Source organism: Citrobacter enshiensis (genome assembly GCF_029338175.1).
Classification (GTDB): Bacteria; Pseudomonadota; Gammaproteobacteria; order Enterobacterales; family Enterobacteriaceae; genus Citrobacter_D; species Citrobacter_D enshiensis.
Window position 1 is genome coordinate 2,166,590 of record NZ_CP119862.1, and the last position, 13,761, is coordinate 2,180,350.

At 55.4% G+C, this 13,761-nt stretch carries 8 protein-coding genes, 2 tRNA genes and 3 other RNA genes; 6 read left to right on the top strand and 7 right to left on the bottom strand.

All coding sequences use genetic code 11. From position 1 onward, the window contains the following. The first annotated feature begins 43 nt into the window (after positions 1–43). Positions 44–1,450, top strand: coding sequence for a YchO/YchP family invasin (locus P2W74_RS10540; RefSeq protein ID WP_276294886.1), 1,407 nt, complete (start codon positions 44–46; stop codon positions 1,448–1,450). On the opposite strand, the gene narL is transcribed toward P2W74_RS10540, so the two are convergent. Together narL and narX are read right to left on the bottom strand one after the other, a co-directional pair. Next, a complete protein-coding gene (gene narL, locus P2W74_RS10545) occupies positions 1,451–2,101 on the bottom strand; it encodes a two-component system response regulator NarL (protein WP_079804583.1) in 651 nt (216 codons plus the stop codon). It lies immediately after the preceding gene. After that, a complete protein-coding gene (gene narX, locus P2W74_RS10550) occupies positions 2,094–3,890 on the bottom strand; it encodes a nitrate/nitrite two-component system sensor histidine kinase NarX (protein WP_276294887.1) in 1,797 nt (598 codons plus the stop codon). Before narX ends, narL begins: the two co-directional genes overlap by 8 nt. A gap of 353 nt (positions 3,891–4,243) precedes the next feature. Between narX and P2W74_RS10555 the strand changes: the two genes are divergently transcribed. The 5 genes from P2W74_RS10555 to narI all read left to right on the top strand — a co-directional run bounded on the left by P2W74_RS10555 (position 4,244) and on the right by narI (position 12,689). Then, entirely contained in the window at positions 4,244–5,635 is a 1,392-nt protein-coding gene (locus P2W74_RS10555; RefSeq protein WP_276294888.1) for a NarK family nitrate/nitrite MFS transporter, read from the top strand. A gap of 391 nt (positions 5,636–6,026) precedes the next feature. Then, positions 6,027–9,770 carry a nitrate reductase subunit alpha gene (locus P2W74_RS10560; RefSeq protein ID WP_276294889.1) on the top strand — a complete coding sequence of 1,248 codons (3,744 nt, stop codon included), beginning with the start codon at positions 6,027–6,029 and terminating at the stop codon, positions 9,768–9,770. Continuing rightward, on the top strand, positions 9,767–11,305 hold the full coding sequence (narH, locus tag P2W74_RS10565; protein ID WP_276294890.1) for a nitrate reductase subunit beta: 1,539 nt from the start codon (positions 9,767–9,769) through the stop codon (positions 11,303–11,305). The genes P2W74_RS10560 and narH overlap by 4 nt, the downstream gene beginning before the upstream one ends. Then, positions 11,302–12,012 carry a nitrate reductase molybdenum cofactor assembly chaperone gene (narJ, locus tag P2W74_RS10570; protein WP_276294891.1) on the top strand — a complete coding sequence of 237 codons (711 nt, stop codon included), beginning with the start codon at positions 11,302–11,304 and terminating at the stop codon, positions 12,010–12,012. The genes narH and narJ overlap by 4 nt, the downstream gene beginning before the upstream one ends. Beyond that, a complete protein-coding gene (gene narI, locus P2W74_RS10575; RefSeq protein WP_276294892.1) occupies positions 12,012–12,689 on the top strand; it encodes a respiratory nitrate reductase subunit gamma in 678 nt (225 codons plus the stop codon). The genes narJ and narI overlap by 1 nt, the downstream gene beginning before the upstream one ends. Positions 12,690–12,910: 221 nt before the next feature. On the opposite strand, the gene P2W74_RS10580 is transcribed toward narI, so the two are convergent. From P2W74_RS10580 to P2W74_RS10600, 5 genes are all read right to left on the bottom strand, one after another. After that, positions 12,911–13,041, bottom strand: a non-coding RNA gene (locus P2W74_RS10580) — RtT sRNA. A 41-nt stretch (positions 13,042–13,082) separates the two neighbouring features. Beyond that, positions 13,083–13,213, bottom strand: a non-coding RNA gene (locus P2W74_RS10585) — RtT sRNA. Between the two features lie 46 nt (positions 13,214–13,259). Beyond that, a tRNA-Tyr gene (locus P2W74_RS10590) sits at positions 13,260–13,344 on the bottom strand. A 37-nt stretch (positions 13,345–13,381) separates the two neighbouring features. After that, a tRNA-Tyr gene (locus tag P2W74_RS10595) sits at positions 13,382–13,466 on the bottom strand. Between the two features lie 29 nt (positions 13,467–13,495). Next, positions 13,496–13,640: non-coding RNA, RtT sRNA (locus P2W74_RS10600), on the bottom strand. Positions 13,641–13,761: the final 121 nt, after the last annotated feature.

Sequence of the window (13,761 nt, forward strand, 5' to 3'; positions counted from 1 at the left end):
GTTGTGACGTCTGAATTCACTGATGTAAGAAGCCGCTGACGATTTGAGCCGTATTGTTTTTCGTTTACTCCCCCTCCCGTTACTCTTGCTGCTGGCAGGCGGTATTGCCAGCGCCCAGTCTTCGTATATCCAGCAGGCGGAAAACCCCTTTGACAACAATCATGATGGCCTGCCTGATTTAGGCATGGCGGCAGAATCCCGTGACGGCGAAAAACACTTCGCTGAGGTGGTCAAAGCGTTTGGCGAAGCCAGCATGACGGATAACGGTCTGGACACGGGCGAACAGGCGCGCCAGTTCGCGCTCGGGCAGGTACGCGATGTGGTCAGCGAAGAGGTGAATCATCAGCTGGAAACCTGGCTTTCGCCGTGGGGCAATGCCAGTGTGGATATGCAAATAGACAACGAGGGGAAATTCAACGGCAGCCGCGGCAGCTGGTTTATCCCCTGGCAGGATAACGCGCGTTACCTCACCTGGAGTCAACTGGGGTTCACCCAACAGGATGATGGACTGGTCAGCAATGTCGGTATCGGACAGCGCTGGGCGCACGATGGCTGGCTACTGGGGTACAACACCTTTTACGACAATTTGTTGGATGAGAATTTGCAGCGTGCCGGCGTTGGAGCAGAAGCATGGGGAGAAAATCTGCGGCTTTCTGCCAACTACTATCAACCCTTTGCCTCCTGGCGCGAGGATACACCGACCGTCGAACAGCGTATGGCGCCGGGATACGATATTACGGCGCAAATGCGCATGCCGTTTTATCAGTATCTCAACACCAGCGTTAGCGTTGAGCAGTACTTTGGCGACAGTGTGGATCTCTTCGATTCCGGTACGGGCTACCATAATCCGGTGGCGGTAAAACTGGGATTAAATTACACACCTGTGCCGTTGGTGACCGTGACGGCACAGCATAAACAGGGTGAAAGTGGGGTGAGTCAAAATAATCTTGGACTGAACCTCAACTATCGCTTTGGCGTACCGCTCAAAAAACAACTGGCGGCCAGCGAAGTGGCAGAGAGTAAATCGCTGCGTGGAAGCCGTTATGATACGCCGCAGCGTAATAATCTGCCGACGATGGAGTACCGGCAGCGCAAAACGTTGACCGTGTTCCTGGCGACGCCGCCCTGGGATCTTCAGTCGGGCGAAACGGTGCCGCTCAAACTGCAGGTGCGCAGCCTGCACGGGATTCGGCATGTGACGTGGCAGGGAGACACGCATGCGCTGAGCCTGACGGCGGGCGCCAGTGCCGACAGTACAGACGGCTGGACCATCATTATGCCTGCGTGGGACAGTCGTGATGGAGCGACAAACCGCTGGCGGTTGTCGGTGGTCATTGAGGACGAGCAGGGCCAGCGCGTCTCTTCCAATGAGGTCACGCTATCACTGACCGAGCCGTTTATGGCAATGCCGGAGAATGACCCTCGCTGGCAACTGCTCCCGGAGGAGTAATCAGAAAATACGTTCCTGATGCACCCATACGGCGGCTTCAACGCGAGATTTCAGTTTCATCTTCTTCAACATATGCTTCACATGCACTTTTACCGTACTTTCGGTAATGTCGAGGCGACGGGCAATCATCTTGTTTGGCAAACCCTGGGCGATCAGTTTCAGAATATCGCGTTCACGTGGCGTCAGTTGGGTCACGTCACGATCGGACGTTGCGCGATTGGCGCGCAGGCTGGCCGCCAGCACCGGGGTCAGGGCTTCGCTTAGCACCATTTCGCCTGCCGCCGCTTGTTGCAGGGCTTTTAACAGATCTTCCGGCTCCATGTCTTTGAGCAGATAACCGTCCGCACCGCGTTTCAGCGCCGTCACGACATCTTCTTCATGGTTGGAAACGCTAAACACCACGATTCGCCCGGAAAGCGCTTTTTCACGCAGTTTGTCGAGTGTCTCCAGCCCGTTCATCCCCGGCATATTCAGGTCAAGCAGGATCAGATCGGGATCGAGTGATTCCGCCAGTTCGATACCCTGTTCGCCGTTGCTGGCTTCGCCCACCACGCTAATATCGGGCGCCATACTGACAAGCTGCTTTACACCGGTACGCAGCATCGGATGATCGTCGATCAACAGAATGGTTGCAGGTTCCTGATTATTCATGGGTATCTCCTTGAACTTCTTTGAAGTGTGTTTCGGGAATAAAGATGACAGAAACTTCTGTACCGCCAGTCTCACGGCGGCGTACACGACAATCGCCGCGCAAACTTTGGGCGCGATCGCGCATAATAATCATGCCATAGTGATTACTGCGTTCTGCATTTTCCGGTACGCCGCAGCCGTTATCCCGGACGGTCAGTTTAACCTGATTGCCATTTTGCTCCACCGTCACCACCACCTCGTCCGCCTGTGAATGTTTGAGGGCATTACTGAGCGCTTCGCGGGCAATTTGCAACAGGTGAATGGCCTGATGTGAAGGCACCAGCCGGGGCGGCAACTGGTAATCAAGCTTGACCGTAAAGCCAAACCGGGCGCTGTACTCCTGGCAGCTGGACTCCAGTGCGGGCCGAAGCCCGGCTTCCGTCAGTTGTAAACGGAAGGTGGTTAACAGCTCACGTAACTGTGCCCACGAGGCATTCAGCTCGTTGCGGATCTGACTGAGCAGCTCCCGGCTGCTCTCTGGCAATGCATCGCCCTGCATCTGCAGACAACTGACCTGCATTTTCATACAGGAGAGCGATTGTGCAATCGAATCATGCAATTCGCGGGCAATGGTGGCACGCTCTTCCATGACAATCAATTGCTGCTGGCGCTCCTGTTGCCTGTCCAGCGCCAGCGTGGCGGTGAGTTGCTCGACCAGCGTATCGACCAGTTGCTGTTGATCGTGACTCAGATGGCGACCCTGCGGCAACGTGGCCAGCAGAATTCCGTACTGGGTATGGGCGTCGGTCAGTCGCCATTTCAGGGGCGTTCCCCCTTCAATGCCCGGAAGGACGCCGCGAGGGCAGAGATGACAGCCCTTATCGTCACAACTGATGTCAGACTGACAGGTGAATTCCTGATGATTGTCTTCATCTTCGAAGTCATAAACGCGCAGCTCAATATCGTGCAGCAGCGTTAAATTTTGCAAACCATTGAGGACTGGCGACAGCCGCTCACACAGCGGCGCCTGTGAATGCAGACGGCGGTTAGCCTGCCACAGGAAGGAGAGGATCTGGTTTTTGTGCTCCAGACCGGCTGTTTTCTCCTGGACTCTCTGCTCCAGCACCGCATAACTTTCGGCCAGCTCTTCCGACATATTGTTGAGGGCGGTTCCTAGCGCGGCCATCTCATTGCGACCGCTAATGTGGGCGCGCTGTGTAAAATCGCGCTGACTGACGGCGCGGGCCATCGACAGTAACTGTTTCCACGGCTGAAGCAGACGGGCGCGCAGCCAGAGGATCGTGAAGACCAGCAGCAGCGCCATAAACACCGCCATTACCCGGTGCACCATGACCACGCGTTCAATACGCATTTCCGTGGTATGGTCGAAGGCCGTCACCAGTTTATCCAGCCCGGTGACGAAGCGGCTGACATCCTCCGCGACGGCATGCGCGCTCTGCGCTTTTTGTAATCCTGGCGACAGCTCGTCGTGCCAGTAATTCTGTAGCGCTTTAAGCTGTTCCTGTTGTCCGTCGCGTTCTGCCGCACGGGTTAGCTCCGGGCTGAATGCCGTTTTGTCCATCTCATCGAGCCATTTTTGATCGCTGGCATCCAACGGTATCGCCGCCAACAGGCGATAGCTTTGCATACGTAGCGACCCGGCTTTGTTGATGGCGTGAGCACTGCCTTGAACCCCCTGAACCAGCCAGCCGGAGACCGCCATACCGGCGAGGCCAATAGCGGTGGAGAGCATGACGATGAGCGCTACCTGGTTAACCAGCGTGAGCGGGGAGAGACAACGTTTAAACATGGTGACTGCGTCCTTCGGGCCTTCGCTTCCTGTCAGTGGAAAGCCTTAATGAATGATGATGTTGCCGGGATACAGCGGCAGTGGCGTTATTCTCGGCTATCCCCTGGAGTATACCCATACCCATAACGGGTTACCTCTTAATTGCCGTGGGTGGGGGAGTGATCGGCAGGGGAGGACGAGGGGCAGACAGGGCCGTGAAAAACCACATCTTTTTTGTCGAAAAAGCCTACTCACTTCGGGTAATGATGATTTTTGGGCGGCGATAATGACGCATTTTCCTTTGATTTATATCAACTTACCCTCGGCTGTAAACCCTAATGTGGTAGACATCGAATCGAGTATCAGAGGTGTCTATGAGTCACTCATCCGCCCCGGAAGGGGCATCAGGCGCAGTCATTACCGAATGGCGACCGGAAGATCCAGCATTCTGGGAACAGCGTGGTCAGGGGATTGCCAGTCGAAACCTGTGGATTTCCGTTCCCTGCTTGCTGCTGGCGTTTTGTGTATGGATGTTGTTCAGTGCTGTTGCGGTAAATTTGCCGAAGGTGGGCTTTAACTTCACCACCGATCAGCTCTTTATGTTAACGGCATTACCCTCCGTTTCGGGTGCGTTATTACGCGTGCCATACTCCTTTATGGTGCCGTTATTTGGCGGTCGCCGTTGGACGGCGTTCAGCACCGGGATCCTGATCATCCCCTGCGTGTGGTTAGGTTTTGCGGTACAGGATACCTCTACGCCGTTCAGTACGTTCATTGTGATTTCGCTGCTGTGTGGTTTTGCCGGGGCAAACTTTGCGTCCAGCATGGCCAACATCAGCTTCTTTTTTCCGAAGCAAAAGCAGGGTGGCGCGCTGGGTTTGAACGGCGGGCTGGGTAATATGGGCGTCAGTGTGATGCAGCTGGTTGCACCGCTGGTGGTTTCCCTCTCTATCTTTGCCGTGTTTGGCAGCCACGGCGTGGAACAGCCGGACGGCTCTCAGCTGTATCTGGCGAATGCGGCGTGGATTTGGGTGCCGTTCCTCGCCATTTTCACCCTTGCTGCCTGGTTCGGCATGAATGAACTGGCGACCTCAAAAGCCTCTCTCAAGGCGCAGTTACCGGTACTCAAACGGGGTCATCTGTGGATTATGAGCCTGCTGTATCTGGCGACTTTTGGCTCCTTTATCGGTTTTTCGGCCGGGTTTGCCATGCTGTCGAAAACGCAGTTCCCGGACGTACAGATCCTGCATTATGCCTTCTTCGGTCCGTTTATTGGCGCGCTGGCGCGTTCCGCTGGGGGCGCTATCTCCGATCGTTTAGGCGGGACGCGCGTTACGCTGGTTAACTTTGTATTGATGGCCCTCTTTAGCGCGCTGCTGTTCCTGACCCTGCCGACGAACGGCACCGGGGGCAGTTTTATCGCCTTCTTCGTTGTGTTCCTGGCGTTGTTCATGACGGCCGGGCTCGGGAGTGGGTCAACTTTCCAGATGATCTCCGTTATTTTCCGTAAGCTGACGATGGATCGTGTCAAAGCCGAAGGGGGAACGGAAGAGAAAGCGATGCGTGAAGCGGCGACCGATACTGCGGCAGCGCTGGGCTTTATCTCGGCGATTGGCGCCATTGGCGGCTTCTTTATCCCGAAAGCATTTGGCACTTCGCTGGCGCTAACCGGCACGCCCGTCGGTGCGATGAAAGTGTTCCTCATCTTCTATATCGCCTGCGTGGTCATCACCTGGGTGGTATACGGACGTCATTCTAAAAAATAAAAAACTCGCAGTTGATTATCCTTTGCGCGGCGTTAGACCGCGCTTTTTTTTGCCCTTAATTAGTTACAACATACTAATGTGTTTAAACAATGGGAGCAGAGAAGCGGCATGATCATGCGTTGTGCCTGGCAGGGGCATACCCCTTAATACCCACCTGTAAAGAAACTTGCCTGCAATAATCTTTGGTGTTCAATAATTTTCTTTAATTTCAATTCGTTACTCTGAATTTCGTTATCCCACTTTGGGAGTAGTCATTGATTTCACTCTGATTTTCAACCCCGCCAGCCTTGATCGTTATCAATTCTGACGCCCTTTCAGAGCGTTACCTTCGCTGTTAATCAAGCAATGTCGATTTATCAGAGAGCCGTCAGGCTCCCACAGGAGAGAACCGATGAGTAAATTCCTGGACCGGTTTCGCTACTTCAAACAGAAGGGCGAAACCTTTGCCGATGGGCACGGCCAGCTTCTCGAAACCAACCGGGACTGGGAGGATGGATACCGCCAACGTTGGCAGCACGACAAAGTGGTGCGTTCAACCCACGGGGTAAACTGCACCGGCTCATGCAGCTGGAAAATTTATGTGAAAAACGGTCTGGTGACCTGGGAAACCCAGCAAACCGACTACCCGCGTACCCGTCCGGATATGCCAAACCACGAACCGCGCGGCTGTCCTCGCGGCGCGAGCTACTCCTGGTATCTCTACAGCGCTAACCGCCTTAAATATCCGCTGATGCGTAAACGCCTGATGAAGATGTGGCGTGAAGCGAAGAAACTGCACAGCGATCCGGTTGACGCATGGGCCTCTATCATTGAAGACGCCGATAAAGCCAAAAGTTTCAAACAAGCGCGTGGTCGCGGTGGATTTGTTCGCTCCTCCTGGCAGGAAGTGAATGAGCTGATTGCGGCATCCAACGTCTATACCGTGAAAACCTACGGCCCGGATCGCGTGGCAGGCTTCTCGCCAATTCCGGCGATGTCGATGGTCTCTTACGCGTCTGGCGCACGTTACCTCTCTCTGATTGGTGGTACCTGCCTGAGCTTCTACGACTGGTACTGCGATCTGCCGCCCGCCTCACCGCAGACCTGGGGCGAACAGACCGACGTACCGGAATCGGCTGACTGGTACAACTCCAGCTATATCATCGCCTGGGGCTCTAACGTTCCTCAGACCCGTACCCCGGACGCCCACTTCTTCACCGAAGTTCGCTACAAAGGGACGAAAACCGTTGCGGTAACGCCGGATTACGCCGAAATCGCCAAACTGTGCGATCTGTGGCTGGCGCCGAAGCAGGGGACCGATGCGGCAATGGCGCTGGCAATGGGCCACGTGATGCTGCGCGAATTCCACCTCGACAACCCAAGCCAGTACTTCACGGATTACGTCCGCCGCTACACCGATATGCCAATGCTGGTGATGCTGGAACAGCGTGACGGGTATTACGCGGCGGGTCGTATGCTGCGTGCCGCCGATCTGGTGGATTCGCTCGGTCAGGAAAATAACCCGGAATGGAAAACCGTCGCCATCAACAACAACGGCGACATGGTGGCACCGAACGGCTCTATCGGTTTCCGCTGGGGCGAAAAAGGCAAATGGAACCTCGAACAGCGCGACGGGACAACGGGCCAGGAAACGGAACTGCAGCTCAGCCTGTTGGGCAGCCAGGACGAGATTGCTGACGTCGGCTTCCCGTACTTTGGCGGCGAGGGCACCGAACACTTCAATAAAGTGGAGCTGGAAAATGTTTTGCTGCACAAACTGCCGGTAAAACGCCTGCAGCTGGCGGACGGCACCAGCGCGCTGGTCACCACCGTTTATGACCTGACAATGGCCAACTACGGTCTGGAACGTGGCCTGAACGACGAAAACTGCGCGACCAGCTACGACGATATTAAAGCGTACACCCCGGCGTGGGCAGAACAGATAACCGGCGTGCCGCGTGCGCAGATCACCCGTATCGCCCGTGAGTTCGCCGACAACGCAGACAAAACGCATGGCCGCTCGATGATTATCGTCGGTGCCGGTCTGAACCACTGGTATCACCTCGATATGAACTATCGCGGGCTGATTAACATGCTGGTGTTCTGTGGTTGTATCGGCCAGAGCGGCGGCGGTTGGGCGCACTATGTCGGCCAGGAAAAACTGCGTCCGCAGACCGGCTGGCAGCCGCTGGCATTTGCTCTCGACTGGCAGCGCCCGGCGCGTCATATGAACAGTACGTCTTACTTCTATAACCACTCCAGCCAGTGGCGCTATGAGACGGTCACCGCGCAGGAGTTGTTGTCGCCGATGGCGGATAAATCCCGCTACAGCGGTCATCTGATCGACTTTAACGTTCGCGCTGAACGCATGGGCTGGTTACCGTCCGCACCACAGTTAGGTACTAACCCGCTGACTATCGCTGAAGACGCGAAGAAAGCCGGGATGACGCCGGTGGATTACACCGTTAAATCCCTGAAAGACGGTTCGATTCGCTTTGCGGCGGAACAGCCGGAAAACGGCAAAAACCATCCGCGTAACCTGTTCATCTGGCGCTCTAACCTGCTCGGTTCTTCCGGTAAGGGCCACGAGTACATGCTCAAATATCTGCTGGGTACCGAGCACGGTATTCAGGGGAAAGATCTCGGTCAGCAGGGTGGCGTAAAACCCGAAGAGGTGGAATGGCAGGATAACGGTCTCGACGGCAAACTGGATTTGGTGGTGACGCTGGACTTCCGTCTTTCAAGCACCTGTCTCTATTCCGACATCGTGCTGCCAACCGCCACCTGGTATGAAAAAGACGACATGAATACCTCGGATATGCATCCGTTTATTCATCCGCTCTCCGCCGCCGTTGATCCGGCCTGGGAGTCAAAAAGCGACTGGGACATCTACAAAGCCATCGCGAAGAAATTCTCAGAAGTGTGCGTAGGCCATTTAGGTAAAGAAACCGACGTCGTGACGCTGCCAATTCAGCACGACTCGGCCGCCGAACTGGCGCAGCCGCTGGACGTGAAGGACTGGAAAAAAGGCGAATGCGACCTGATTCCGGGTAAAACCGCCCCGCACATCATGACCGTTGAACGTGACTATCCGGCGACCTATGAGCGTTTTACCTCTATCGGTCCGTTGATGGAGAAAATCGGTAACGGCGGTAAAGGGATTGCCTGGAACACCCAGAGCGAAATGGATCTGCTGCGTAAGCTCAATTACACCAAGGCAGAAGGACCGGCGAAAGGCCAGCCGATGCTGAATACGGCAATTGATGCAGCCGAGATGATCCTGACGCTGGCCCCGGAAACTAATGGTCAGGTGGCCGTTAAGGCCTGGGCGGCACTGAGTGAATTTACCGGTCGTGATCACACGCATCTGGCGCTGAATAAAGAAGACGAGAAAATTCGCTTCCGTGATATTCAGGCGCAGCCACGCAAAATTATCTCCAGCCCGACCTGGTCAGGTCTGGAAGATGAACATGTTTCTTACAACGCCGGTTACACCAACGTTCACGAGCTGATCCCTTGGCGTACGCTGTCTGGTCGCCAGCAGCTGTATCAGGATCACCAGTGGATGCGCGACTTCGGTGAAAGTTTGCTGGTGTACCGTCCGCCCATTGACACCCGTTCGGTGAAAGCCGTGATGGGCGAGAAATCCAATGGCAACCCGGAGAAAGCGCTTAACTTCCTGACGCCGCACCAGAAGTGGGGGATCCACTCCACCTACAGCGACAACCTGCTGATGCTGACGTTAGGTCGCGGCGGTCCGATCGTGTGGATGAGCGAAGCTGATGCGAAAGATCTGGGTATCGAAGATAACGACTGGATCGAAGTCTTTAACAGTAACGGTGCGCTAACTGCCCGTGCCGTGGTGAGTCAGCGCGTTCCGGCCGGGATGACCATGATGTACCACGCGCAGGAACGTATCGTGAACCTGCCGGGTTCCGAAATTACCCAGCAGCGCGGGGGGATCCATAACTCGGTCACCCGTATTACGCCGAAGCCAACCCATATGATAGGTGGCTATGCGCACCTGGCCTACGGCTTTAACTACTACGGCACCGTCGGGTCGAACCGTGATGAGTTCGTGGTGGTACGTAAGATGAAGAACATTGACTGGTTGGATGGCGAAGGCAATGACCAGGTACAGGAGAGCGTAAAATGAAAATTCGTTCACAAGTCGGCATGGTGCTGAATCTCGATAAGTGCATCGGTTGCCACACCTGTTCAGTCACCTGCAAAAATGTCTGGACCAGCCGTGAAGGGACCGAGTATGCCTGGTTCAACAACGTTGAAACTAAGCCAGGTACCGGTTTCCCGACCGACTGGGAAAACCAGGAAAAATGGAAGGGCGGCTGGGTTCGTAAGATCAACGGCAAACTGCAGCCGCGCATGGGTAACCGTGCCATGTTGCTCGGTAAAATCTTTGCTAACCCGCATCTGCCGGGCATTGATGATTACTACGAGCCGTTTGATTTCGACTACCAGACGCTGCACAACGCACCGGCTGACAGCAAAGCGCAGCCGATTGCGCGTCCGCGATCGCTTATCACCGGTCAGCGTATGGCTAAAATCACCAAAGGGCCGAACTGGGAAGACGACCTCGGCGGTGAGTTCGAGAAACTGGCCAAAGACCAGAACTTCGAAAACATGCAGAAGGCAATGTACGGTCAGTTTGAAAACACCTTCATGATGTATCTGCCGCGTCTGTGTGAACACTGCCTCAACCCGGCGTGCGTGGCGACCTGTCCGAGCGGCGCTATCTATAAGCGTGAAGAAGATGGCATTGTGCTTATCGATCAGGACAAATGCCGCGGCTGGCGTATGTGCATCACCGGCTGCCCGTACAAAAAAATCTACTTCAACTGGAAAAGCGGTAAGTCGGAGAAGTGCATCTTCTGCTATCCGCGTATCGAGGCCGGTCAGCCGACCGTATGCTCTGAAACCTGCGTCGGCCGTATCCGCTACCTTGGCGTGCTGTTGTACGACGCCGATGCGATCGAAAGCGCAGCCAGCACCGAGAACGAGAAAGATCTGTATCAGCGTCAACTGGATGTGTTCCTCGATCCGAACGATCCGGCGGTCATCGAACAGGCACTGAAAGACGGTATTCCGCTGAGCGTGATTGACGCGGCGCAGCAGTCTCCGGTCTACAAAATGGCGATGGACTGGAAGCTGGCGCTGCCGCTGCATCCGGAATACCGCACGCTGCCGATGGTCTGGTACGTACCGCCGCTGTCACCGATTCAGTCTGCGGCGGATGCAGGAGAACTGGGCAGTAACGGCATTCTGCCGGACGTGGACAGCCTGCGTATTCCGGTTCAGTACCTGGCAAACCTGCTGACCGCAGGCGATACCCAGCCGGTGCTGTTGGCGCTGAAACGGATGCTGGCGATGCGTCACTATAAACGTGCGGAAACCGTTGACGGCAAAGTGGATACCCGTGCGCTGGAAGAGGTGGGTTTAAGCGAAGCGCAAGCCCAGGAGATGTACCGTTATCTGGCGATTGCCAACTACGAAGATCGTTTTGTAGTGCCGAGCAGCCATCGTGAGCTGGCGCGTGATGCGTTCCCGGAGAAAAGCGGTTGTGGCTTTACCTTCGGCGACGGTTGCCACGGTTCCGACACCAAACTTAACTTGTTCAACAGCCGCCGCATCGATGCTGTCGATGTGACCCGCAAAACGGAGCCGCACCAATGATTGAACTCGTCATTGTTTCGCGTCTGCTCGAGTACCCGGATGCTGCCCTCTGGCAGCATCAGCAGGAACTTTTCGATGCACTCGCGTCATCTGAAAACCTGGATAAAGAGGATGCCCACGCTCTGGGCGTCTTCCTGCGCGATGTAACCGCACAGGACATGCTGGACGCTCAGTCCAGCTACAGCGAACTGTTCGACCGTGGTCGTGCCACGTCTCTGCTGCTGTTTGAACATGTGCACGGGGAATCCCGCGATCGTGGTCAGGCGATGGTTGATCTGCTGAATCAGTACGAGCAGCACGGTCTACAGCTCGACAGCCGCGAGTTGCCGGACCATCTGCCGCTGTATCTGGAGTATCTGGCACAGCTGCCGAAACACGAAGCGCTGGGCGGTTTGCAGGATATCGCGCCGATTCTGGCGTTACTCAGCGCACGCCTGCAACAGCGTGAAAGCCGTTATGCGGTGCTGTTCGATCTGCTGCTGAAGCTGGCAAACACGACGATCGACAGCGGCAAAGTGGCCGAAAAAATTGCGGATGAAGTTCGCGACGATACCCCACAAGCGCTTGATGCGGTCTGGGAAGAAGAGCAGGTGAAATTCTTTGCCGATCAGGGCTGCGGCGAATCTGAAATCTCCGCTCACCAGCGTCGTTTTGCCGGAGCCGTTGCACCGCAATATCTGAATATTACCACCGGAGGACAGCAATAATGCACTTCCTGAATATGTTCTTCTTTGATATCTACCCGTACATTGCCGGGTCGGTGTTCCTGATTGGCAGTTGGCTGCGGTATGACTACGGTCAGTACACCTGGCGCGCGGCGTCCAGTCAGATGCTGGATCGCAAAGGCATGAACATGGCCTCCAACCTGTTCCACTTCGGGATCCTGGGCATTTTTGCCGGTCACTTCCTCGGCATGCTGACGCCGCACTGGATGTATGAAGCCTGGCTGCCCATTGAAGTGAAACAGAAGATGGCGATGATTGGCGGCGGTGCGGCGGGCCTGATGTGCCTCGTCGGCGGTGTGCTGCTGCTCAAACGCCGTCTGTTCAGCCCACGTGTACGGGCGACCACCACCGGTGCGGATATTTTGATCCTCTCCCTGCTGGTGATTCAGTGTGCGTTGGGTCTGTTGACCATCCCGTTCTCCGCTCAGCATATGGACGGTAGCGAGATGATGAAACTGGTCGGCTGGGCGCAGTCTGTGGTGACCTTCCACGGTGGGGCATCCGCGTATCTGAACGGTGTGGCGTTTATTTTCCGTCTGCATCTGGTGCTGGGGATGACGCTGTTCCTGTTATTCCCGTTCTCGCGTCTGGTACACATCTGGAGCGCACCAGTCGAGTATCTGACGCGCAAATATCAGATTGTTCGCGCGCGCCGTTGATCGGTGAGTGGTTAAGGTTAAACCCTGCTTCGGCGGGGTTTTTTTATGGGGTGGGGCTACCTGAATTGTCGGATGGCGCTACGCTTATCCGACCTACGAGGGCGATTTTGTAGTTTGTAGGCACGGTAAACGAAGTGCCATCGGGCAAAGATGATGTTTTCTGCATGGGCAGAATATAGAGCACAGGAATTTGGTTTGGCTGAAGTGCAACAGAGAAGTGATGGTGGCGGGGGAAGGATGACTCAGCGCTACGCGCTTCGCCCTTCGGGTCGTTGCCTGCGGCAACGCTTTCTCGCTGCGCTCGAATCGAACCTTAGTCGAAGCTTCTCATCCTTCCCCAGTGGGAATATGAAATATCGCGTAAGTATGGATGTCTGGATTTTTTCTGGAAGATGGTGGCGGGGGAAGGATTACTCAGCGCTACGCGCTTCGCCCTTCGGGTCGTTGCCTGCGGCAACGCTTTCTCGCTACGCTCGAATCGAACCTTGGTCGAAGCTTCTCATCCTTCCCTGCATGGGCAGAATATAGAGCACAGGAATTTGGTTTGGCTGAAGTGCAACAGAGAAGTGATGGTGGCGGGGGAAGGATTCGAACCTTCGAAGTCGATGACGGCAGATTTACAGTCTGCTCCCTTTGGCCGCTCGGGAACCCCGCCAGGGGTATGATAATTATTGAGAACTTACCAGAATGAATGGTGGTGGGGGAAGGATTCGAACCTTCGAAGTCGATGACGGCAGATTTACAGTCTGCTCCCTTTGGCCGCTCGGGAACCCCACCACGGGGTAAATTCATTGTGCTGCATGCATTCAATAGTCAGGAAGGATTATTCGGAGCTAAAGCTCCTCACCCTTCGGGCCGTTGCCTGCGGCAACGTTCTCTCACTATCGCTCGAGTCGAACCTTGAAGTCGATGACGGCAGATTTGCAGTCAGCTCCCTTATGATCGCTCGGGAACCCCACCACGGGGTAATGCTGGTTACTGGCCTGCTTCCTTGTGGGAAGCGGGGCGCATCATATCAAATGACGCGCCACTGTAAAGCATTCCGTTGATAAAAATAAACCGGTTGCCTGAT